Source organism: Streptococcus raffinosi, assembly GCF_030284685.1.
GTDB lineage: Bacteria > Bacillota > Bacilli > Lactobacillales > Streptococcaceae > Streptococcus > Streptococcus raffinosi.
Genome location: NZ_JASUZV010000009.1, coordinates 18,831 through 43,376 on the forward strand (window position 1 = coordinate 18,831; position 24,546 = coordinate 43,376).

The 24,546-nt window shown below is 36.7% G+C and carries 20 protein-coding genes, 1 pseudogene and 1 other annotated feature; of the genes and pseudogenes, 16 read left to right on the forward strand and 5 right to left on the reverse strand.

The genetic code is table 11. The features are described 5' to 3' along the window. Positions 1-9 precede the first annotated feature (9 nt). From QRD39_RS06870 to QRD39_RS06880, 3 genes are all read right to left on the reverse strand, one after another. Positions 10-2,595 carry a YfhO family protein gene (locus QRD39_RS06870; RefSeq protein WP_285956078.1) on the reverse strand — a complete coding sequence of 862 codons (2,586 nt, stop codon included), beginning with the start codon at positions 2,593-2,595 and terminating at the stop codon, positions 10-12. Between the two features lie 49 nt (positions 2,596-2,644). Further along, complete coding sequence (locus tag QRD39_RS06875; protein WP_002887369.1) at positions 2,645-4,267, reverse strand: ABC-F family ATP-binding cassette domain-containing protein; 1,623 nt, start codon at positions 4,265-4,267, stop codon at positions 2,645-2,647. Positions 4,268-4,333: 66 nt separating this feature from the next. Beyond that, positions 4,334-5,206 (reverse strand): YitT family protein, encoded by an 873-nt coding sequence (locus QRD39_RS06880; RefSeq protein ID WP_008535971.1) that lies wholly within the window; start codon positions 5,204-5,206, stop codon positions 4,334-4,336. Positions 5,207-5,349: 143 nt separating this feature from the next. Continuing rightward, positions 5,350-5,591, forward strand: a binding site (T-box leader). Between the two features lie 44 nt (positions 5,592-5,635). On the opposite strand from QRD39_RS06880, the gene trpS reads away from it, so the two are divergent. Next, entirely contained in the window at positions 5,636-6,658 is a 1,023-nt protein-coding gene (trpS, locus tag QRD39_RS06885) for a tryptophan--tRNA ligase (protein WP_285956079.1), read from the forward strand. Positions 6,659-6,834: 176 nt separating this feature from the next. Then, on the forward strand, positions 6,835-8,316 hold the full coding sequence (guaB, locus tag QRD39_RS06890; protein WP_021152700.1) for an IMP dehydrogenase: 1,482 nt from the start codon (positions 6,835-6,837) through the stop codon (positions 8,314-8,316). Between the two features lie 136 nt (positions 8,317-8,452). Here guaB and recF read toward each other — a convergent pair whose 3' ends face one another. After that, positions 8,453-9,556 carry a DNA replication/repair protein RecF gene (recF, locus tag QRD39_RS06895; RefSeq protein ID WP_285956080.1) on the reverse strand — a complete coding sequence of 368 codons (1,104 nt, stop codon included), beginning with the start codon at positions 9,554-9,556 and terminating at the stop codon, positions 8,453-8,455. Between the two features lie 2 nt (positions 9,557-9,558). After that, the gene (gene yaaA, locus QRD39_RS06900; RefSeq protein ID WP_285956081.1) at positions 9,559-9,936 is read right to left on the reverse strand and encodes a S4 domain-containing protein YaaA; all 378 of its coding nucleotides are present in this window, start codon (positions 9,934-9,936) and stop codon (positions 9,559-9,561) included. Positions 9,937-10,013: 77 nt separating this feature from the next. Between yaaA and yfmF the strand changes: the two genes are divergently transcribed. The 14 genes and pseudogenes from yfmF (at position 10,014) to mnmG (ending at position 24,477) form a co-directional block, all read left to right on the forward strand. Further along, positions 10,014-11,264 carry an EF-P 5-aminopentanol modification-associated protein YfmF gene (gene yfmF, locus QRD39_RS06905; RefSeq protein WP_285956082.1) on the forward strand — a complete coding sequence of 417 codons (1,251 nt, stop codon included), beginning with the start codon at positions 10,014-10,016 and terminating at the stop codon, positions 11,262-11,264. 1 nt (position 11,265) lies between these two features. After that, on the forward strand, positions 11,266-12,543 hold the full coding sequence (yfmH, locus tag QRD39_RS06910) for an EF-P 5-aminopentanol modification-associated protein YfmH (RefSeq protein ID WP_285956083.1): 1,278 nt from the start codon (positions 11,266-11,268) through the stop codon (positions 12,541-12,543). A gap of 56 nt (positions 12,544-12,599) precedes the next feature. Beyond that, positions 12,600-13,457 (forward strand): helix-turn-helix domain-containing protein, encoded by an 858-nt coding sequence (locus tag QRD39_RS06915; protein WP_285956084.1) that lies wholly within the window; start codon positions 12,600-12,602, stop codon positions 13,455-13,457. Positions 13,458-13,469: 12 nt separating this feature from the next. Continuing rightward, positions 13,470-14,012, forward strand: coding sequence for a CDP-diacylglycerol--glycerol-3-phosphate 3-phosphatidyltransferase (pgsA, locus tag QRD39_RS06920; protein ID WP_008535980.1), 543 nt, complete (start codon positions 13,470-13,472; stop codon positions 14,010-14,012). A gap of 12 nt (positions 14,013-14,024) precedes the next feature. After that, on the forward strand, positions 14,025-14,855 hold the full coding sequence (locus tag QRD39_RS06925; protein WP_285956085.1) for an energy-coupling factor ABC transporter ATP-binding protein: 831 nt from the start codon (positions 14,025-14,027) through the stop codon (positions 14,853-14,855). Then, a complete protein-coding gene (locus tag QRD39_RS06930) occupies positions 14,831-15,673 on the forward strand; it encodes an energy-coupling factor transporter ATPase (protein WP_008535982.1) in 843 nt (280 codons plus the stop codon). The genes QRD39_RS06925 and QRD39_RS06930 overlap by 25 nt, the downstream gene beginning before the upstream one ends. Beyond that, on the forward strand, positions 15,666-16,460 hold the full coding sequence (locus tag QRD39_RS06935) for an energy-coupling factor transporter transmembrane component T family protein (RefSeq protein WP_002888139.1): 795 nt from the start codon (positions 15,666-15,668) through the stop codon (positions 16,458-16,460). The genes QRD39_RS06930 and QRD39_RS06935 overlap by 8 nt, the downstream gene beginning before the upstream one ends. A gap of 300 nt (positions 16,461-16,760) precedes the next feature. Beyond that, entirely contained in the window at positions 16,761-17,342 is a 582-nt protein-coding gene (apf, locus tag QRD39_RS06940) for an aggregation-promoting factor (protein ID WP_002888141.1), read from the forward strand. Between the two features lie 191 nt (positions 17,343-17,533). Continuing rightward, on the forward strand, positions 17,534-18,217 hold the full coding sequence (locus QRD39_RS06945; RefSeq protein ID WP_285956086.1) for a transglycosylase SLT domain-containing protein: 684 nt from the start codon (positions 17,534-17,536) through the stop codon (positions 18,215-18,217). 144 nt (positions 18,218-18,361) lie between these two features. Continuing rightward, positions 18,362-20,070 (forward strand): annotated as a pseudogene (locus QRD39_RS10140) (hypothetical protein). Between the two features lie 143 nt (positions 20,071-20,213). Beyond that, on the forward strand, positions 20,214-21,335 hold the full coding sequence (gene mnmA / locus QRD39_RS06960; RefSeq protein ID WP_002888143.1) for a tRNA 2-thiouridine(34) synthase MnmA: 1,122 nt from the start codon (positions 20,214-20,216) through the stop codon (positions 21,333-21,335). 19 nt (positions 21,336-21,354) lie between these two features. Further along, the gene (locus tag QRD39_RS06965) at positions 21,355-21,969 is read left to right on the forward strand and encodes a MarC family protein (RefSeq protein ID WP_143566870.1); all 615 of its coding nucleotides are present in this window, start codon (positions 21,355-21,357) and stop codon (positions 21,967-21,969) included. Between the two features lie 142 nt (positions 21,970-22,111). Then, positions 22,112-22,567, forward strand: coding sequence for an NUDIX hydrolase (locus tag QRD39_RS06970; RefSeq protein WP_143566871.1), 456 nt, complete (start codon positions 22,112-22,114; stop codon positions 22,565-22,567). 8 nt (positions 22,568-22,575) lie between these two features. Further along, entirely contained in the window at positions 22,576-24,477 is a 1,902-nt protein-coding gene (gene mnmG / locus QRD39_RS06975; RefSeq protein ID WP_285956089.1) for a tRNA uridine-5-carboxymethylaminomethyl(34) synthesis enzyme MnmG, read from the forward strand. The last annotated feature ends 69 nt before the right edge of the window (positions 24,478-24,546 follow it).

The window sequence follows — 24,546 nt, forward strand, 5'->3', positions numbered from 1 at the left end:
TCTTGAGTTTTAGATTAATCTTGATTTTCTGATGAAGTGAGCATAGCAACAAAATGTTAGGCTTGACAAGCAACTAATCAATAAACCTAATTTAAATCCATAAGGCACAAAGGTAAGTACTACCTTTCCTTTACCACTAGGTATATTAACCTTCATGAATCCCTTTTGAGATCGGTAAATCTTAACTTTTTTACTATTGACAGTAGCTGTCCATCCCTTATCGTATGGAATGGTGAAAAATAGTGAAGCTTCCTTTTTACTGCTATAATTAGCAAATACCTTATTTTTTGCTGTAGTGACTTTGACATCCCGTTGATTAATGGTATCCATAGCGGTCTGGTAGTTTTGAGTATTTAAGGCATAGAAGCTAGGATTGTCAAAAGATATTGCTTTATTACCATAAAACGTTAGTCCAACTGTAATTGTTTCTTCTTTTTCAAAGTAGCCAAGATCAAAGAAATCAAAGGTATTATCAGTTATTTGACTTTTTGTCACTCCATTTACAGTAGTTGACAGTGAATGGGGATTGTCATCAGACCAAGAAATATTAGGAATGCTGACATATAGTTGGCTATGTGGGGGAGTAGTAACCCGATAAGTTACCGTCACAGAATCTTTGTTTGAGTGGCTATTTCGTTTGGCTACACGTTGATTCAAAGATTTAGCATCTTTATCCAAAAGTTGCGAGGGGGCTCGTTTGAAATAAGTTAAATTTAGACCAGATAGAGCATTTAGGAGATTAGATTGATTGTCAAGTGTGTTGACAGTAAAGGGAGTGTCTTTGTATACGCCATCAGTTAATATAGCAAGCTGGGCAGCATTGTTATTTTGATAAATTCTCATGGACTTTTCAGAGTTTAGCTGATAAAACCCATACTTATTAGGATTTAAGCTCCATAAATTGTATTTTACTCCGAAAAGACTATCAGCGATAATAGTATTATTTTGATAACGAAGATTTAAATTAGTACCTTCAGATTTAAATCCTAATCTATCAAGAGTTGAACTTGAAGCTGTATTTCGAATGGATGAAAATTGAGAAATACCGTTGTAGTTGAATTTCATACTGTCATTACCAGTCTGAGATTCCATTCTCTCAGTACGGTAAAAAGTTTTATTAGTTTTTCGGGTATCTGAGACTAGTTTTGTAATTGCGGACATATTTCGAAGATAACCTTCACGACTTGGAAATACCCACTCATTTCCTAAGGCACCGACAACATAGTATGTACTTAGACTAAGCTCGAAAATGCAAAACAAGAATGTGAAATACTGAAAAATAGTTCTAGGAATCTGTTGTCTATAATAGCTAATAAATAAAATGGCGTAGGCCAAGAGAAAAGCTAGGCTTAATAGCCAGGAAGATGGTTCAATGAAGCTGTAGTGAGAGCGGAAAATCCAAGTGAATAGGAATCCAGTGGCTAGGACTAAGAAAGACATTAGGAGTCTTAATAAAGAAAACTTTTTGACTCGATTTAGAGTTTCTCCCGCTAAAAGAACACTGAGTAGAGAGAGTAGCCAAGAATAACGGTGGAGAAACATATTAGGCGCATGCATTCCTTGCCAAAATAAATCAAGGGGCTGTATATAGAAGCTAACAATAAATAAGCTGAAAAGTAATAAATAGCTTAGACGTAATGACAGTTTGATTTCGTTACTAACAAAAAATAGTAGAAAAAGAATCAAAGGTAAGAGTCCTACGTAAATCATCGGGATTGATCCAAATTTAGTGGTATCGTAAGCTCCGATAAGATTTTTAGCAAAGAAATCAAAGTAGTAAGTGGAGTCTGTCAATAAATTTGACACACTTGTAAACTTCTCACCATGAGTAGTCAAATCAAGTAGTGTTGGAAGTAACATTATAGCACTACTAAGACCAGACAATATAGAAACTACACCAAAATCTAAAAAATGGATTATTTTATTTTTCCAACCCTTAATAGATACTAGCTGTATTAAGGTGTAAAGCGTTAAGAAAATGGCCATCATATATCCAAAATAGTAATTTTGAATAAAGAGACAGGTAAGACTAATAAAGTATAATCCACGTTTATTGAATCGTAGTAGAAGGTGTAAACCTAGTATGATGAGGGGGGCTAAAATGAAAGCGTCTAACCAGGTGCTAATTTCTAACTGGCTGGTAGCAAAACTCATTAAAGAAAATCCTGTAGAAAGACAAAGGATAAAACTCCTTGACACCTTTGTAAAGAGGTACTTAAAACTAAAGGCACCAGATAGCCCTATAAGACCAAACTTAAGTATTGTAATGAAGTAAAAGGCATCGGCCATTTGCTTGACAGTAAAGAAATAGTAAAGCGGTGATAAAAAGGAACCTAAGTAATAGCTGGTTAAGGCGTAAAAGTTGAGACCTAATCCACTTGTAAATGTGTAAAATAGGCTCCCGTCGCCATGTAATATATTTCTAAGACCAGTGGCGAATATCACATATTGATGAAAACCATCACTCGTTAAAATGGTTTGACTACTACCAGGATAGATATCTTGGCTATAAAGCACCCCTACCATGATCAGTATTGGCAATAATAAAGCGGCTAGGTAAAATAATAATGTTTTATAGTATTTTTTATTTGTCATAATGATACTAAGACAGGTTGGGATATCCCAACCTGCATCTCTTTATAGTTTAATCAGTCCATAGTGCTTTGACTTTAGCTTGAACTTCTTCATTTTCAAGGAATTCATCATAAGTTTCATCAATACGGTCAATAACACCATTTTTAGAAACGACAACGATGTGGTTCGCTATTGTTTGAATAAACTCGTGGTCATGACTGGCAAAGATAACAGATTCTTTGAAATCACGGACACCATCATTTAGACTTGAGATTGATTCCAAATCCAAGTGATTAGTAGGATCATCTAGAAGAAGGACATTGGATTTCAAAAGCATGAGTTTAGAGAGCATAACACGTACTTTTTCTCCCCCTGAGAGGACATTGACAGATTTCTTGACTTCATCTCCTGAGAAGAGCATACGCCCAAGGAATCCACGCAAGAAGGTATCATCATCCTCCCCTTTTTCTGCGAATTGACGAAGCCATTCAAGGATTGATTCACCGGATGCAAAGTCTTTAGAATTGTCTTTTGGAAGGTAAGAACGGCTAGTTGTAACACCCCATTTGATTGTACCTTCATAGTCGATATCATCAGCTAGGGCACGAATTAAAGCAGTGGTTTGAATATCGTTTTGCCCGATAATAGCTGTCTTATCTCCTGGACGTAGGATGAAACTAATGTTATCAAGAATGGTTTCACCATCCATCTTAACAGTGAGATTTTCAACTGTTAGAAGGTCATTACCGATTTCACGCTCTGCTTTAAAATTGATGAATGGGTATTTACGACTTGATGGAACGATTTCTTCTAGCTCAATTTTATCAAGCATTTTCTTCCGAGAAGTCGCTTGTTTAGATTTTGAAGCATTGGCAGAGAAACGTGCAACAAATTCTTGAAGTTCTTTGATTTTTTCTTCTGCTTTTGCATTACGGTCGGCCTGCAAGCGTGCAGCCAATTCTGAAGATTGTTTCCAGAAATCATAATTACCAACGTAGAGTTGAATTTTTCCAAAGTCAAGGTCGGCCATGTGCGTACATACTTTGTTTAAAAAGTGACGGTCATGGGATACGACAATCACGGTATTTTCAAAATCAATCAAGAAATCCTCAAGCCAAGAGATTGATTGAATATCAAGACCATTGGTCGGCTCGTCAAGTAGAAGTACATCAGGTTTACCAAAAAGTGCTTTTGCAAGGAGGACCTTCACCTTGTCACCATTAGCCAATTCGCTCATGTTTTGATAGTGGAGATCTTCTGAAATATTTAGATTCTGAAGCAATTGAGAGGCTTCACTTTCAGCTTCCCAACCACCTAATTCAGCAAAGAGACCTTCTAGTTCGGCAGCACGAACACCATCCTCATCCGAGAAGTCTTCCTTCATGTAGATGGCATCTTTTTCTTTCATGATATCGTAGAGTCGTTCATTACCCATGATAACAACGTCAATAACACGTTCTTCTTCATAGTCGAAGTGGTTTTGGCGAAGGACAGAAAGACGTTCATCAGGACCAAGGGAAATGTGTCCTGTTGTGGGTTCAATATCACCTGCTAAAATTTTCAAAAAAGTAGATTTACCAGCACCATTAGCACCGATAAGCCCATAAGTATTACCAGGTGTGAAGGCAATATTAACATCATCAAAAAGTTTGCGATCGCTAAAACGGAGCGATACATCCGATACATTAAGCATACATTATCCTTTATTTTTATTCTTATGTACTATTTTACGAGAAATTAGACTTTATTTCAATTGATTTTATAAGGGAGTTATAAAGTCATTTGGTACTCTTTGGTAGTCTTTTTGTAGGCTGAAGCCACGCCCCATAACTGTAGAAGCAGGTATAATGACAATAAAGGCAGTTTCATCTATTTTTTGAATTTCTTCTTGGACTTTTGGAACCTCATGGGTTGATAAGGTGGTCATAATCATATTTTGTGACTGTCCAGTATGTCCACCTAGAGCTGGTATTTTTGTTGCACCTCTATCTGCTACCTTAGTGATATAGTTAATAATTTGTTCGCTATTCTTTGAAATGATTAGAAGATTCCTTGAAGAGTTGAGTCCCACCATCATTTTGTCAATTGTAAGAGAGACAACTCCAAGCGATAGAATGGAATACATAACAGTGTCAGGAGAGAAGGCGATAGCACTGATAGCGACAATGACCCCATCAACAAGAAGTAACACTGTTCCTAGTGGGAGAGGTGTGTATTTATTAAGAATTTGTGTGATAATTCCAGTTCCTCCCGTTGAAGAATTCCCATAGAAGACTATGCCTAGTCCTAATCCTAGTACAATTCCACCAAAAATGGCTGCCAGCATTGGCTGTTTGGTAAGTGTTGGTAATCCCTCAGTTAATTTAATAAAAGTTGGAAAAATGATAGAACCATAGAATGTTTTGAGTAAAACTTCACGGCCTAGAAAACACCAACATAGAATTAATAAGGGGATGGTTGTAGCTAATACGAAGTTAGCATTATTCCAACCAAATAGGGCATTTAAGCTGATAGCTAGCCCTCCTACACCTCCTGAGGCAATATGATTTTTAACTAAAAGTGAATTATAACCGACTGCAGCTATAAATGAGCCAATTGTAACTAAAAGTATATCTATTATTCTACGTTTCATATATTATCTCCTAAATATGATATTCTTATTATCAAGCCTTTTTTAGTTTACGTCAAGCAATGACTATTTTGAAAGTATGTACGGTTGTGTTTCACGTGAAACTAGAAAGATAACCTTGACAAAAAAGGATAAAAACATGTAGAATAATAGTCATCAGAAGAGTAGTTCTATCCTTCCTTGTAGAGAGCTGGTGGTAGCTGTAAACCAGTATGATGGTAGAATGAATGGGCTGAAGAAAATTTGACGATTAACGTGAACACATAAACGTTAGGACTGGCACCCCTTACCGTGCAACTTCTTTGTTGAGAAGATTTGAGATGATAGCTTTAAAAAAAGTTGTCAATTGAGGTGGTACCGCGTATCATAAGTGATTAACGCCCTCACGCATATTTTTGCGTGGGGATTTTTTTGTAGTAGAAAGGTATTTATATGACGAAACCTATTATATTGACAGGAGACCGCCCAACAGGAAAACTCCACCTTGGACATTATGTTGGAAGTCTGAAGAATCGTGTACTTTTACAAAACGAATACAAATACAATATGTTTGTTTTTTTGGCAGATCAACAGGCCCTTACGGATCATGCAAAAGAGTCAGAAATTATCAAAGAATCAATTGGAAATGTCGCTTTAGACTACCTTTCTGTGGGTTTGGATCCTTCAAAGTCTACTATTTTTATTCAAAGCCAAATTCCAGAATTAGCTGAGCTGACGATGTACTACATGAACTTAGTTTCTTTGGCACGTTTAGAGCGTAATCCGACCGTTAAGACAGAAATTTCACAAAAAGGTTTTGGAGAATCTATTCCAACAGGCTTCCTTGTTTATCCAATTTCCCAAGCGGCTGATATTACGGCCTTTAAAGCAAATCTTGTTCCTGTAGGAAATGATCAAAAGCCAATGATTGAACAGACACGTGAAATTGTTCGTAGCTTTAATCATACCTATAATTGTGATATTTTGGTTGAGCCAGAGGGAATTTATCCTGAAAATGAAGCTGCTGGGCGTCTACCAGGTTTAGATGGTAATGCTAAGATGTCTAAATCCTTAGGCAATGGCATTTTTCTGTCGGATGATGAAGATACTGTTCGTAAAAAAGTCATGAGCATGTATACCGATCCAAATCATATTCGTGTGGAAGATCCAGGCCAAATCGAAGGTAATATGGTTTTCCATTATCTTGATATCTTTGGTCGCGAAGAGGATGCTGCTACAATTGCTGAGATGAAAGAACATTATCAACGAGGTGGTTTAGGAGATGTGAAAACCAAACGTTATCTTCTAGAAATCTTAGAACGCGAGTTGGCTCCAATTCGTGAACGTCGTTTAGAATATGCTAAGGATATGGGAGAGGTTTTCCGTATGCTTGAAAAAGGTAGTCAAGTGGCGCGTGAAGTTGCAGGACAAACATTGTCAGAAGTTAAAGAAGCCATGGGAATTAATTATTTCTAATTAAATAATTTTAGGAACCTTGAACAATAAGGTTCCTATTTTTTTAAAAAAAGGATTTCTTAGGAATCTTATGATAATCTGTTGACAAATCTTTTTAGCATGATATGATATTATCAATTAAAAAATAGACTGGGGTTTTTTGTACCTCCAAGCTTTGAGAAAAGAGGACGATTATAATGTCAAATTGGGACACTAAATTCTTAAAAAAAGGTTACACTTTTGATGACGTATTGCTTATTCCTGCGGAAAGTCATGTTCTACCAAACAACGTTAACTTGCAGACGAAATTGGCTAAAAATTTGACATTAAATATCCCAATCATCACTGCTGCTATGGATACTGTCACAGATAGCAAGATGGCTATTTCAATTGCTCGTGCAGGAGGTTTAGGTGTTATTCACAAAAATATGTCTATTGCTGAACAAGCTGAAGAAGTTCGCAAAGTAAAACGCTCTGAAAATGGTGTCATTATTGATCCATTCTTCTTAACGCCAGAAAATAAGGTTGCTGAGGCTGAGGAATTGATGCAACGTTATCGTATTTCAGGTGTTCCGATTGTTGAGACTCTTGATAATCGTAAATTGGTTGGTATTATTACCAATCGTGATATGCGATTTATTTCTGATTACGATACACTCATTTCAGAACACATGACCTCTGAAAAATTGATTACAGCTCCAGTTGGAACAGACCTTGAAACAGCTGAAAGTATTCTTCATGAGCATCGTATTGAAAAGTTGCCATTGGTTGATGACAAAGGACGTTTGTCAGGACTTATTACTATTAAGGATATTGAAAAAGTCATTGAGTTTCCAAATGCAGCCAAGGATGAATTTGGTCGTCTTTTAGTCGCAGGTGCTGTAGGTGTAACGTCTGATACATTTGAGCGTGCCGAAGCACTCTTTGAAGCAGGTGCAGATGCTATCGTTATTGATACTGCACATGGTCATTCAGCAGGAGTTCTTCGTAAAATCGCTGAAATTCGTGCTCACTTCCCAGAACGAACTTTGATTGCAGGAAATATTGCAACAGCTGAAGGTGCACGTGCGCTTTATGATGCTGGTGTTGATGTGGTTAAGGTTGGTATTGGACCAGGTTCAATTTGTACAACACGTGTAGTTGCTGGTGTAGGGGTTCCTCAAGTGACAGCTATCTACGATGCTGCTAATGTTGCTCGTGAATACGGCAAAACAATCATTGCTGATGGAGGTATCAAATACTCTGGTGATATCGTAAAAGCTCTTGCAGCTGGTGGTGATGCAGTAATGCTTGGTTCAATGTTTGCTGGAACCGATGAGGCACCAGGTGAAACTGAGATTTTCCAAGGTCGTAAATATAAATCATATCGTGGTATGGGATCAATTGCAGCGATGAAGAAGGGATCAAGCGATCGTTACTTCCAAGGTGCGGTTAATGAAGCAAATAAACTTGTTCCAGAAGGAATTGAAGGTCGTGTAGCTTACAAAGGTTCTGCTGCTGATATCGTATTCCAATTGATTGGTGGTATCCGTGCAGGTATGGGGTATACAGGTGCGGAAGATATTCAAGCTTTACATGACAAAGCTCAGTTTGTTGAAATGTCAGGTGCAGGACTCATTGAAAGTCACCCTCATGATGTTCAAATTACCAATGAAGCTCCTAACTATTCTGCTCACTAAAAATAAAAAAGTACTTATCGGAAGGTAAGTACTTTTGCTTTACATCAAAGTTTACAAAAAATTTACACATCTGACAATCATAGTTTAGATATTTACGTTGTCAGATGTGTAAATTATAAAAAATAAGAAAGCAAGTCTATATATTGACTTGCTTTCTGCTAATACTACCAGCTTCAACTACGAAGGCCTTTAAATCAGGTGGAAGATTAGTCAGGTGGTCAAGTGAAGTTGTTGTCATGAAAGTTTGAACTTCTTTATCGATACTCTCCAATAATTTAAGTTGACGGTGATTGTCAAGCTCACTCATAACATCATCCAGGAGAAGAATTGGAAATTCACCAGTTACATTTCTAATAAGAGCAATTTCAGCCATCTTTAAAGAAAGAATTAAACTACGTTGTTGTCCTTGACTACCAAAAGATGCGTTCATGTCATTAATGTAAAACGTTAAATCATCTCTATGAGGACCAACGCCAGTATTCTTTTTGAAGATATCTCTTTTGTGATTTTGCCTAAGTGTAATTAAAAATGCTTGGCGAATACTTTTGTTATTTTGCAAAGATATATTCGATTCATAGGAGATGTTAAGACGCTCAATTTGATTTGAGAGAAGACTATGGTGCTTGTCAGCCTCTACTTCTAGTTGCTTGATAAAGTCTAGTCTGTGTTCAATAACTCGTGCTCCGAAATCAGCGAGTTGTTCATCTAAAACCGACAAAAAATCAATGTCTACCTTGTCGGTAGATTTGAGATAGGCATTACGCTGTTTGAGGACATGATTGTAATTGGATAGATCAGAGAGGTATACAGGTTTAATCTGCCCTAAATCAATATCTATAAATTTACGTCGTAAGCTTGGAGATCCTTTAACAAGTTGTAAATCCTCAGGAGCAAAGAGCACAACCGTCATATGACCAATATAATCCGATAATTTAGCTTGTTTGAGGTGATTAACCTTAGTTATGCGTCCCTTATTAGATAAACTGATTTCGAGGGGAAGTTTTCCACTACGACGATGGACAATACCGCTCAATTTCAGAGTACTTTGCTGAAATTGAATCAGCTCTTTGTCAGAACGAGTACGATGACTACGTGTTAATGCGAGAAAATAGATAGCTTCAAGAATATTGGTTTTTCCTTGAGCATTACGTCCCAGAAAGATATTGAGATGGGGAGAAAAAGTTACAGAGGCTTCAGAATAATTTCTAAAGTGCTGGATATCAATTTTTTCAAGCCACATAATTAGGTCCCTGGGAAACGAACAGGTTTCCGTTTAGTTTTATTACTTTCTTTTGGTTGCTGTCTTTTTTGGTTCTTTTTATTATCTTGGTTCATTTTTTTTACAATAGCTGCAACACGAGCCTTTTCAGCAATCTGTTGTCTATGTTCTTCAATTTCAACCTGTGTAGGAGCCACGATAGTAATTTGAAGTTCTTGAGATGGGATTGTGATAATATCTCCATGACGAAGTTTTTTTCCACGACGTTTTTCATCTTCACCGTTGAATAAAACGGTATTGTTAGCTAAAAAACCTTTAATAGCACCGCCACTATGAATGATGCTTAGTTCTTTGAAAAGTGCTTGCAGTGTGATGTAGTCATCAAATAATTTGTATTCCATAGTACCTCAACTTTCTCTTGAGATAAGATAGCATAAAAATGGTATAATTAAAAGCATAAACTTTTTAGAGGTTATCAATGAAAATTGCTGATGGTGTCCATGTACACTTCATTCCAACACAAAAATATAAAACTAACCGTATCGTTTTTCGAATGACGGCTTCTTTGAACAAACAAACGATTGCTAAACGAGCTTTAGCTTCACAAATGTTGGCTACAGCCAACCAGCCCTATCCAACAGTGCAAGCTTTCAAAGAGAGATTAGCCTCTCTATATGGAACACAGTTGTCAACTAGGGTGTCAACGAAAGGCTTGACACATAGCGTTGACATCGAGTTGACATATTTAAAAGAGGCTTTTATCCCTTCTGATAATGGATTGTTTTGGGAAGTCCTAGGATTTCTAAAAGATTGTCTTTACAAGCCTTTGTCAAGAGTAGCTCAATACCAAAATAAAGTATTTGATATAGAAAAGCGAAACTTGATGACTTATCTGGATGTTGACAATGAAAATAATTACTATTATAGTGAGGTTAAAGGAAGGGAACTTTATTTTGTAAACGAAGGATTGAAAGTTCCTAAATATGGTCAATCGAAACTTGTTGATGTAGAGACTTCATATACAGCTTTTCAAGAGTTTCAAAACATGTTGACAAAGGATCGCATTGATATCTTTATGGTTGGAGATTTTGATGAGTATCAAGTATTACAAGGGTTACATAGATTTCCTTTAGAGGGACGTCAAGTTGATTTACAGTTCAGCTATAGTCAGCCTTTTTCCAACGTCGTAAAAGAAAAAATAGAACCTAGACAAAGTAGTCAATCTATTTTACAGTTGGAATATCAGTTTACTTGTCAATATGGTGATAAAGATTATTTTGCTTTGATTGTATTCAATGCGATGTTTGGTGAATTTGCTCACTCAGTTTTATTTACAGAGATTCGAGAAAAAGAAGGATTAGCATATTCAATTAGTAGTCAACTTAATGTTTTTACAGGTTTACTTGAAGTTTACGCTGGGATTGAAAAAGATAATAGAAATCAAGCTATCCGAGGAATTAGTAGAGAATTGAATAATATTAAACTTGGGCGTTTTTCAAGCTCTCTATTAAATCAGACAAAGAAAATCATACGAATGAATGCCCTTCTTTCTGAGGACAATGCGTTAACATTAGTTGAACAATGTTTCAATAAGGTTATTTTTGAAGATAAAAGTCTTTCATCAGAACAGTGGTTAGATAATATGGAAAAGGTTACTAAAAAAGATGTTTGCCGTGTGGCACGTCAAGTCAAACTGCAAAGTTTGTTCTTTTTAGAGGGAGTGTCTTAGAATGTCTGCTTTAAAAAAACGTTATTATCGAAAGATTGATGAAGAGATTTATTCAGCAACCTTAGATAATGGCTTATCTTTATCTATTATCAAGAAAAAAGGATTCTTAGAAAAAGCTGCTTTTCTATCAATAAATTTTGGATCAATAGATAATTGCTATTATCTTGATGGAGAGTTACAAACCTATCCTGCTGGTATTGCACATTTTCTTGAACATAAATTATTTGAGGATGAGCAAGGAAAAGATGTAACATTGGATTTTGTCAAACTTGGAGCTGATGTTAATGCTTTTACAACCTTGGACAGGACAACTTACTATTTTTCTACACTTGACAACTTTGAGGAGGCATTAGGCCTCTTACTTAAATTTACGTCAGGTTTTACAAGCTCTGAAAAATCTGTCAATCACGAGAAAAAAATTATCGAACAAGAGATAAATATGTATCAAGATGACCCTGATTATAGAGCTTATCTAGGTTGTTTGCAAAACTTGTATCCAAATACCATATTAGGTCAAGACATTGCTGGAAATAATGAAAGTATTGAAAAAATTACTGTAGAGGATTTGAAGAATAACTTTGATTGTTTTTATAGGCCAGAAAACTGTCATCTTGTCTTAGTAGGTGATTTTGATGTTGATGATGTTTACACATTTGTAAACGAAAGACAACGAAGGTTGACAGAGTTGAAAACGATAGTAGAAAAAGAAAAAAAACTCATTGAGGCCGAGATCAAAAAAAGGGACAATCTTCAAATGGAGGTGTCTATCGCCAAATTAGCCGTGGGTTTTAAAAGTGCTACTTTTTCTGACAGTCGTATGAGAGAAAATTTACTAGTACAATTATTATTTAATTTATTGTTTGGGTGGACGTCTCCCTACTATCAAAATTGGTACTCTGAAGGAAAAATTGATGAATCTGTATCAATTGAATACGAGGTCTCTAATCGATATTCGTTTGTCATTATAACTATGGACACCGTAGAACCTATAAAAATGTCAAGTCTAATTCGTCAAGTAATGACGTCAGCGGACAAAAAAAGATTGTTGACAGAAGAAGCGTTAGATTTACAAAAAAAAGCTTTGTATGGTGAATTCTTACGTAGTTTAGACAATATCCAGGGATTAGGAAATCAATATTTAGCATTCTTAGATAATGACAAAACTTATTTTGATTTAGGACAGGAATTGATGAGTATTACTTCTAAGGAACTAAAGGATTTTTTGAATCATTACTTGTCAAATATGGTAATTACCGACTTTGTTGTATTCCCCAAATAGGTAATTATTTGTTATAATAGAAGCACTAAAAAAGAAAAATATTAGAAAGGGGAAAAATGAAGTTATATTCTCTTGGTGAGCAGTTACGTGCGGCACGAACAAAGAAAAAATTAAGTTTATATGATGTGGAGAAACTTACTGGAGTTGAAGCACAGTTTCTTTTAGCTATGGAAATGGATCAACTTAAAGCTTTACCAGAGGACATTCAGCAAGAGGCGCTTGAAAAGTATGCCACCTTCGTAGGTTTGGATGGTAAACGTTTGTATGAAGAGCAGAGACAGAAGGAGCGACGATTAGCAGAAAAGAAGAATCAATCTAATCGTAAGGAAGACAGCTTAGATGCAAAAACTCCCATGTCACGCTTTTCTAAGCATAAACGTGAAGAAAAAAGAAAATCCACATACCTCCCCTTACTAATTCTCAGTGCAGTTTCGTTGCTTATTATCTGTTCGGTTGGTTATATCATTATTAGACATCTTTCTAATCAACCTCAGGTGATTAAGCTCAATACTATTTCAACAGCTAATCACCTATCAGTAGCAGGAAAAGCTAAATCGTCTAGAAATATTTCTGAAGTTACGGTTTCTGGAGCAAATGTTAAAACAACTACGCAAGGTAATCAATTAATGGTTGACCTTTCTAATGTTGCTTCTTCTGTGGTTTTAGGTGTGGAGTTGTCTGGAAATAACGAAGATACATGGTTTTCTGTAGATAACTCAGATGTTTCAGAGAGTTATCTTCTTTCAAAAACAAAAAAATCAAAATATTCCTTAGATCTTTCAGATAAAACGAGAACGACTCAAATTACCATTGCACAATCTTCAAAAGTAACCGTAAAGATAAATGGTGAGTCGCTTGATTTGTCTCAATTAGATAAAAACAAACCTAGTTACCTAACTTTAAAAATTCAATAGAATCGAGAAGAAATGTTCAAAAAAGAAAATTTACCTAATCTGCTAACCCTCGCTAGAATCATTTTAATCCCTGTCTTTTTAGTGATGACATCACTTGCGAGAAATAACGTAATGCATATTGCTGCAGCGATTGTTTTCGCAATTGCAAGTTTTACAGATTATTTAGATGGGTATTTGGCAAGAAAGTGGCATGTTGTTACTAATTTTGGAAAATTTGCAGATCCATTGGCAGATAAGATGTTGGTGATGTCAGCTTTTATTATGCTTGTTGGTATTAATCAAGCACCTGCATGGGTTGTTTCAGTTATTATTTGTCGAGAGCTAGCTGTTACAGGTCTCCGTCTTCTATTAGTTGAAAACGGGGGGACAGTTCTTGCTGCGGCTATGCCTGGTAAGATAAAAACAGTGACACAGATGCTATCTATTATTTTATTATTGTGTCATGTGAATCTTATAGGAATGATTATGCTTTATGTAGCTTTATTCTTTACGATTTACTCAGGCTATGATTATTTCAAAGGTGCAGGATTCTTATTTAGAGACACTTTTAAGTAGTACGATAAACCAATGATTGAAATAAAAAATTTAAAGTTTAAATATAATCAAGACCAGACATCTTATATTCTTGATAATGTGTCGTTTCACGTGAAACCTGGAGAGTGGCTATCCATTGTTGGTCATAATGGTTCCGGAAAATCCACGACAGCACGTCTTATTGATGGACTACTGGTGGCTGAATCAGGTCATATTATGGTGGACGGACAAGAGTTGACGGAGGATAATGTTTGGGAGATTCGTAATAAGATTGGTATGGTCTTTCAAAATCCAGACAATCAATTTGTTGGGGCAACCGTTGAAGATGATGTTGCTTTTGGTCTTGAAAATAAAGGAATTGCTTATGAAGAGATGGTTTCTAGAGTTCAAGAAGCTTTATCTTTTGTAGGTATGTTGGAGTTTAAGGATAGAGAGCCAGCCAGATTATCTGGTGGTCAAAAACAACGTGTGGCTATTGCAGGCATTATTGCTATGAGGCCATCTGTTTTAATCTTAGATGAGGCGACAAGTATGCTTGATCCAGAAGGTCGCCAAGAGTTGATTAAATCCATTAAGGATATTCGTCAACAATATGGAATGACTGTTTTATCAATTACTCATGATCTTGATGAGGTGGCAATGAGTGACCGTGTTTTGGTTTTGAAGAAAGGTAAAGTGGAGTCTATTTCAAGTCCTCGTGAACTATTTAGTAGGGGCTCAGAATTGGTAGATTTAGGTTTGGATATCCCTTTCAGTGCATTATTAACTCAAAAGCTAAGAAATAAAGGTCTGATAGATTGTGAAGACTATCTGACAGAAAAGGAATTGGTAGAACAATTATGGGAATCTCTCTCGAAAATGTAAGTTATACTTATCAAGCGGGTACTCCTTTTGAGGGGCGTGCCCTTTTTGATATGACAACCACAATAAAAGATGGTTCATATACAGCCTTTATTGGACATACAGGAAGTGGTAAGTCAACCATCATGCAGTTGTTGAACGGACTTTATTTACCAACTAGCGGTCACGTCCAAGTTGATGACACTATTATAACTAGTCAATCCAAGAATAAGGAAATAAAGCCAATTCGTAAAAAGGTCGGGTTAGTTTTTCAATTTCCAGAAAGTCAGTTATTTGCAGAAACTGTTTTAGAAGATGTTTCTTTTGGACCTCAGAACTTCGGTATTTCTAAAGAGGAGGCAGAGCAACGTGCTATTGAGAGTCTAAAATTAGTTGGCCTTCCAGAGGAGTTTTATAAACAGAATCCTTTTGATTTATCAGGAGGACAAATGCGACGTGCTGCTATAGCGGGTATTCTGGCTATGCAACCAGATATTCTAGTGTTGGATGAACCTACTGCTGGTCTTGATCCTCAGGGACGAAAGGAATTAATGACACTATTTAAACAATTACACCTTTCTGGAATGACAATTGTTTTAGTGACCCACCTGATGGATGATGTTGCTGATTACGCAACAGCTGTAAACGTTATGGAAAAAGGACATTTAGTATTGTCAGGAGCTCCTAAAGAAGTTTTCCAACAGGTCACCTTACTTAGAGAGAAGCAATTAGGCGTTCCAAAAATTACAGAGTTTGCGTTACAGCTACAGAAAAAAGGTTATCACTTTGAAAGTCTTCCCATTACAATGGAGGAATTCGTAGAGGTATTAGCTAATGGATAAGTTAATTATTGGACGTTATATTGTCGGAAACTCTTTCATACATAGATTAGATCCTAGAAGTAAATTATTAGCCATGTTGGTTTACATTGTTATTATCTTTTGGGCCAATAATCCTTTGACTTATGTCATTATAACCCTGTTTACACTTTTCTTGGTTATCTTATCTAAAATTAAGCTTGGTTTTTTTCTAGGTGGTATTAAACCGATGATTTGGATTATTTTATTCTCTACGCTGTTTCAAGTGTTTTTCAATACAAAAGGGAATGTGCTTTGGTCTATTGGCTTTTTAAAGATTACTGAGGTTGGGTTAAATCAAGGATGGATGATTTTTCTTAGATTTATTCTTATTATTAGTTTTTCTACTTTGCTTACTCTAACGACAACACCTTTAAGCTTATCTGACGCCGTTGAATCTCTTTTAAAACCTATGACTGTTTTTAAAGTACCAGCACACGAAATTGGGTTAATGTTATCTTTAAGTTTACGTTTTGTACCAACTTTGATGGATGATACGATGCGAATTATGAATGCTCAAAAGGCGCGTGGAGTTGACTTTGGTGAAGGAAATATTATTCAAAAGGTACGCTCAATTATACCAATATTAATTCCTTTGTTTGCATCTAGCTTCAAACGGGCAGATGCTCTGGCGATTGCTATGGAAGCACGAGGCTATCAAGGTGGTGACGGTCGAACAAAATATCGTCGACTTTCATGGAATGGCCGAGATACTTTATCCATTGTTGCTATTTTAGCTTTGGGGGTAATACTTTTTTATCTTAAGAGTTAAGTGGTTAATATATATATAAACTAGGTCTTAAGACCTAGAACCATTGAAAGAACGCCCAAGTTGGCGTTCTTTTTCGTCTAATCCCAAACTGCCTGTAATATTTTTAATATCCCTAACAAGTGGATGTTATATTTGCACGGTATGATAGTTACATGGTTATAGTTCTTCAGCTTAATCTGGAATGAAAAATTCCCATATAGACTAAGCCATCTTATTTGCTTATTAGTCATCACCAAATAAAATAATAAAATATCATTGGCTAATATGGACTGAACTATAGATAGATAAAGGAGCATCATCATGCAAACAAAGAATACATCTAACACTAAAAAATTGGGTCTTTTTGGACTTGTTACAGTGGCAACGCTTGGGGCAACAGCTTTAGCTAATGCAGAAACTTACACAGTTCAAAAAGGTGATACCCTTTCAGCTATTGCCAAGAAGAATGGTACTACTGTCGATGAAATTGTTTCAAAAAATGGCATTCAAGATGCCAATAAGATTTCCGTAGGTCAAAACTTAACAATTAATGAAACTACAGAAGAGACTACAGAAGCCTCAGCTACGCCAACTACAACTGAAGCAGTTGCTGAATCAGCACAATCGGCAGAGTCTACACAAAGTGAAAGTACTCAAACAACAAATACAAGTCTTTCTTCCTCAGAGGCAGCTGCCAAGGAAGAAATTGCTCAACGTGAGTCAAGCGGTAGCTATACAGCTCAAAATGGCCAATATTATGGACGTTATCAATTGGCTGCCTCATATTTAAATGGGGACCTATCTCCTGAAAATCAAGAGAAGGTAGCGGATAATTATGTAGCAAGCCGTTATGGTTCATGGACTGCAGCTCTAGCTTTCTGGAATGCTAACGGTTGGTATTAAGCTAAATGACTTTATTTTAATGAATTGTGGGAAACTAGCTAAAACCTCATACAAATATGAAGAAAATGCCAGATTTTTGGCATTTTTTTATTTAAATGATAAATCATTGTAACATTAGACACATTACAAATAATGCACAGTAATATTACTAAGTTATGATGAATGTGGCTAGAATAAACTAGGAGGGATTTATGTTTAAAAAAAGTTATAAAGGACGTCGTGTCAAATTAGCAGCAAAAAAATCATTGACAGTGCCAGTAGCAATTGTAACAAGTTTTATTGTCATTTTGGCAGTATCTCTTTCTACACTAATCAATAAGGGATTGGTTAATGCATTTTCAGATTCTGTTACACCGACTCCTTCACCAACGTCAACAGCGACAGAATCAACAGCAGATTTAGTCAAATCATCAACTATTAGCTCCAACAAAGAGAAAAAAGCTAACAAAGAAAACGTTGAAGAAAGTAAGCCTCAATCTGAGACAACAAGTGAAACAGTAGAAACACCTCAACAGTCTCAGCCAGAGACTACTACAACAAGTACTGAAACTACACCAACTCCAGATAAAGGGACAACACCTGCAGTTGCTGCGAGTGGCAATGGCTCAGTTATCCTTTCGAATGGCAATACTGCAGGAGAAATCGGCTCTTACGCCGCAGCACAAATGGCAGCTGCCACTGGCGTCCCTCAGTCAACTTGGGAGTCAATTATTGCGCGTGAGTCAAACGGTGATCATACCGCAGCAAATGGTTCAGGAGCATCGGGTCTTTTCCAAACAATGCCAGGATGGGGCTCAACAGCAACTGTTGAGGACCAAATTCAATCGGCTTTGAACGCCTATAATGCGCAAGGATTGTCAGCTTGGAATTACTAAGAAATTAAAGAAGTTGGGAGGAGACTCCCAGCTTTTTATTCTAGATGTAAGTAAGAGTCGTTTTATAGGGTTTTAGATTAGATTGTAACTATTATTAGGTAGGAATAGGCCTTTCTGTTATAATAGAAAATGAAAGGTTTGACAATGAAACAAATATTTAAATCAAGAGAGAGATTGTGGGTTAGTCTTTTTATTATTGGTTTTGCTATATTACTGGTTACGCCACAGCTATTTACTAGAAAAGTCATTTTAGGATCAGATTCTATATTTCACTATAACAGGTTTTATGAAGCTGCTATGCAATTAAAGAATGGTAATTTTTCTTACTTTCTATCCTTGTATGGTTTTCAACAGTCTGGACGTATTGTTAATGCCCTATATGGCCCTTTTTTTGCCTATTTACAAGGAGGGCTTATTTTAATAAGTGGTACTTGGTTCCGTTATCAGATTGTTTCCAGGGTATTGTTACATATATTGGCTGAATCTTCAATGTATGCGTTACTTAAGCAGTGTAAAGTTAAGACAAGCATTGCTTTGTCACTAGGTTTACTATATGCAACGACATTCTCTATTCAATATTGGACGATGCGTCAAGGCTTTTCTAGTTGGGGAGCTGCTCTATTACCCTATTGTTTCATTCCTGCTATTCATTATGTATTTTATCAACGAGTAGATCAAGTTAGACTAGCCCTATCAATGGCTTTAATTTTTCAGATTCATGTACTTAGTGCTTTAATGCTAGCTATGATGTATCTTCCTTTTTATCTTTACACTTTTGTAAAGGCGACTACTTCTAAAAAAAGGAAACTATTTTAAAAGTCTTAATAGCAGTTATTCTTTTTCTTTTATTGACTGTAAATGTATGGGGGGTGCTTCTCTATTTAAGAGATGCGAATCATCTTTTAGATCCATTTATCAATAGGGAGATAGGTAAGAATGGAATTGATGGAACAGCAAGATATTGGCTATACACTCCAATATCCTTAATGGTTTTACTCATTTTACAGTTTATTTACGCTATTGTAAATTGGAAAAAACTAGCAAGATGGAAGCGAATACTACATTTTATTTATTTCGTTTTCTTCTTTTTATCAACAGGTCTTTTTCCGTGGCAGTATCTGGTAGAAAATGGAAATACTTTTGCTGAGTTGATCCAATTCCCATTTCGCTTTTTTGTTCCAGCTACTATATTGCTGTTGGCGATTACAGGGTTGACTGTCACACGTTTTGTAAATTGGCGAAAAAGTATTGCTGTTTTATTATTTACCTTTGCAGGGGTTGGTCTAATTCAAAATATAATGGATACTACAGATCGTGTAAAGAGTGCAGCTCAAGATGGTGAACTTATTTCCATTGTTAAACATACTTACGTTGAAGGAGATTACCAGACGATAAGTCTTACCATGAATGACAGTGACCTGTCACAGTTTTTAAATTTAGTTGTCAAACCCACACCAGATTATGTACCTATCTATGGGACAATAGGTAAGCAAAACACTTACGATCTTTATTATGAAAACATTGTTACGAATCAAAGAACCGAAAAGTTAATTGAAGATAACTACCTCGTATTAACTTGGCAAGCTGATGAAGGGGAGGAATTGAATCTACCGATAGTTGTATATAAAGATTCCATCTTGACACTAAATGGTAAAGAACTAGACAAGGATGACTATAACTTGTCAACGATTGGTACGCCGACCGTTTCATCGCAAGAAGGAAAAAATAAACTTGAGTTACGGTATCAAGAACCAGAATGGTTATTTGTAGCAATCTTTGCTCCACTTATAGTTCTAGGAATAATAGGTTTACAGTGGATTTACATAAAAGTTAAAACACAGAAGGTTGCCTAAAAGTAACCTTTTTGCATTATTTTTTTATCATGATATAATTAGGCTTGCGTGCTTTCACGCTTCAAAATCGACCTTCGAATCGATATTTGAGTAACTAGACCCTTCAAGTCTACGTTAATTTTATTTGATGGGAGGAGTTATCAATGACTGATAATTCAAAAACACGTGTTGTTGTCGGTATGAGTGGTGGCGTTGATTCATCAGTGACAGCCTTACTTTTAAAAGAGCAAGGCTATGATGTAATTGGTGTTTTCATGAAAAACTGGGATGACACAGATGAATTTGGTGTATGTACAGCAACCGAAGATTATAAAGATGTGGCAGCAGTAGCTGATCAGATTGGTATCCCGTATTACTCTGTCAACTTTGAGAAAGAGTACTGGGATCGTGTATTTGAGTATTTCCTTGCAGAATACCGCGCAGGTCGTACTCCTAATCCAGACGTTATGTGTAATAAGGAAATCAAGTTCAAGGCTTTCCTAGACTACGCTATGACATTGGGAGCAGACTACGTGGCTACAGGACATTATGCTCAAGTTGTTCACGATGAAGACGGCATTGTCCATATGTTGCGTGGTGCAGATAACAATAAAGATCAAACCTACTTCCTTAGTCAACTTTCACAAGAGCAGTTGCAGAAAACGATGTTTCCATTAGGACATCTACAAAAGCCAGAAGTTCGTGAGATTGCTGAACGTGCAGGTCTTGCAACAGCCAAGAAAAAGGATTCGACAGGAATTTGTTTTATTGGTGAGAAAAACTTTAAAGAGTTTCTTAGCCAATACTTGCCAGCTCAAAAAGGTCGTATGATGACCGTCGATGGTCGTGATATGGGTGAACATAACGGACTCATGTATTACACTATTGGTCAGCGTGGTGGTATGGGTATTGGTGGCCAAAAAGGCGGAGATAATGCTCCTTGGTTTGTAGTAGGGAAAGATCTTTCTAAAAATATTCTTTACGTGGGTCAAGGTTTCCACCATGAGTCGTTGATGTCAACTTCACTTGACGCTTCAATGATTCACTTTACTCGAGAAATGCCAGAAGAATTTGAAATGGAATGCACAGCAAAATTCCGTTATCGTCAACCTGATAGTAAAGTTACTGTAAAGGTTAAGGGTGAGAAAGCAGAGGTTATTTTTGCTGAACCTCAGCGTGCGATTACACCTGGTCAAGCCGTTGTTTTCTATGATGGTCAGGAATGTTTGGGTGGCGGTATTATTGACCAAGCCTATAAAGACGGAAAAGTTTGTCAGTATATCTAACTGGAGTTAAGTATTAACGATGAGTACCCAATTGTTTTATGCATTTATGGCATTTTTCGCTATAATGAACCCAATTTCAAATCTTCCTGCTTACATGGCTTTAGTAGCAGATGATAGTCAAAAAATTTCACGAAAAATTGCTTTTAGGAGTCTTTTGATTGCCTTTGTTATTGTAACTGTTTTTATCTTTTCAGGAGATTTCATTTTTAAAGTATTTGGAATTACAATTGTTTCTTTCAGAATTGCTGGTGGAATATTAGTGGCCGTTATCGGTTATCATATGATTAATGGTAATCATTCACCTAGCTATAAAGGAATGGAGCAGCAAGCAGTAAATTCAGATCCAATGTCTGTTGCTATTTCTCCTCTTGCAATGCCACTTTTTGCAGGACCAGGAACGATTACAACTGCCTTAAGCCTGGCTAATGGGGGATTGCGGAATCAACTAATAACCGTAGTTGCTTTTGCTCTACTATGTGTCATCACTTATCTCCTACTAAGAAGTGCAAAACAAATTGCAGGCTTCTTGGGAAAAAATTTGATGAAAATTATAACGAAAATGATGGGACTTTTACTATTCTCGATAGGAATACAGATGATTATCGTCAGTGTGCAGACCTTGATCAAACAGTGATTTGAATTGACAAAATGATTTGATTTGATACAATAACTTTAACAATAGTCATGATGGTCAAAGCTCATGGATGTTGCAGGTTTTTTGCCCTGCACTTCTTGCGAGTTTTGACTATTTTTGTGTCGTTTTAAGGGAGGAAAAAATGCAACATCAGGATTTTCGGACGAAAATTGATTCCACTGTTTTTGGTGTGAGAGCGACTGCTTTGATTGTAAAAGACAATCGCTTGTTAGTCGTAGAAGATGAGGACAGTTTTTATACAATCGGGGGTGCTATTCAAGTGGATGAAGCTACTGAAGATGCTGTGGTTCGAGAAGTAAGAGAAGAACTTGGTGTCGCATCTAGAGCTGTTCAGTTAGCTTTCATTGTTGAAAATAGCTTTGAACAAACTGGGGTCCATTATCATAATATCGAGTTCCATTATTTAGTGGACTTGCTAGAAGATGCCCCTTTAACCATGCAAGAAGATGCGAAGCCATTACCTTGCCGGTGGCTTGCTTTAGATGACCTACATACTGTTAATCTGAAACCGGCATTTCTAAAAACCACCTTACCAGAATGGGACGGACAATTACGACACATTCATCTTAAAGAGTAGGAGAAAAAATGACTTATAATTTTATAGAAGAGTACGATATTATTGTAATCGGAGCTGGTCATGCGGGAGTAGAAGCCTCCCTAGCTGCAGCTCGCATGGGTTGTAAGGTTTTACTAGCCACTATCAACCTCGAGATGCTGGCTTTTATGCCATGTAATCCTTCTATTGGAGGATCGGCCAAGGGTATTGTTGTCCGTGAGATTGATGCCCTCGGCGGAGAGATGGGTAAAAATATTGATAAAACTTATATTCAAATGAAAATGTTGAATACTGGTAAGGGACCTGCTGTCAGAGCTTTACGTGCACAAGCAGATAAAGCCTTGTATGCTATGACGATGAAGCATACAGTTGAGCGTCAGGAAAACTTAACTCTCCGTCAGTCAATGGTTGATGAAATTCTTGTTGAAGATGGTAAGGTAGTTGGTGTCAGAACAGCCACAAATCAAAAATACGGAGCAAAAGCGGTTATTGTAACAACAGGAACGGCTTTGCGTGGTGAAATTATCCTAGGTGAGCTCAAATATTCTTCAGGTCCTAATAATAGCCTTGCATCTGTTACATTGGCAGAAAACCTGAGGGATCTTGGTCTTGAAATAGGTCGATTTAAAACAGGTACTCCCCCTCGTGTCAAGGCGTCATCAATTAATTACGAAGAAACTGAGATTCAACCAGGTGACGAAAAGCCGAATCATTTTTCATTCTTGTCGAAGGATGAAGACTATCTTCAGGATCAAATTCCGTGTTGGCTAACGTATACGAATCAAGAAAGCCACGATATTATCAATAACAATTTACACCGTGCCCCAATGTTTTCAGGTATTGTCAAGGGTGTAGGACCTCGTTATTGTCCATCAATCGAAGATAAAATTGTCCGATTTGCCGATAAGAATCGTCATCAGCTTTTTCTTGAACCAGAGGGACGAGAAACTGAGGAAGTGTATGTACAAGGGCTTTCAACAAGTTTGCCTGAAGATGTTCAAAAAGAATTACTTCACTCAATCAAAGGTCTTGAAAAAGCGGAGATGATGCGAACTGGTTATGCGATTGAATATGATATCGTTCTCCCTCATCAATTACGTGCAACACTTGAAACGAAGTTGATTTCAGGTCTCTTCACAGCAGGACAGACAAATGGAACTTCTGGATACGAGGAGGCAGCTGGTCAAGGTCTAGTTGCTGGTATTAATGCGGCTCTTAAAGTTCAAGGTAAACCTGAGCTTATCCTCAAACGTAGTGATGCCTATATTGGTGTAATGATTGACGATCTTGTCACGAAAGGAACCTTGGAGCCATATCGTTTATTAACATCACGCGCAGAGTATCGCCTCATATTACGTCATGACAATGCTGATATGCGCTTGACACCTATTGGTAGAGAAGTTGGTTTGGTTGACGATGAACGTTGGAATATCTTTGAAATCAAGAAAAATCAGTTTGACAGTGAGTTGACACGTCTGTCAAAAGAAAAATTGAAACCTGTCAAAGAAACGAATGAAAAAATTCAAGCCCTAGGCTTTAAGCCCTTGACAGATGCCATGACTGCTAAAGAGTTTATGCGTAGACCAGAGATTGATTATGCCACAGCTACTCAGTTTGTAGGTCCAGCTTCAGAAGATTTGGATGCTAAGATTATAGAGTTGCTTGAGACTGAAATCAAGTACGAAGGGTATATCAATAAAGCTTTGGATCAAGTAGCCAAGATGAAGCGTATGGAAGAAAAGAGAATTCCGAAAAATATTGATTGGGATACTATTGATTCTATCGCTACTGAAGCTCGTCAAAAATTTAAGAAAATTAATCCTGAGACCATTGGTCAAGCGAGTCGTATTTCAGGGGTCAATCCAGCAGATATCTCTATTCTGATGGTTTACCTTGAAGGCAATAATAAGGCCCGTCGTAAAGTGGACTAACGGTAGTAATGCGTTTAAAAGCCTTTTAATTAGGGCTTTTTTATGTTATAATTACTAGATTAAGAGGTT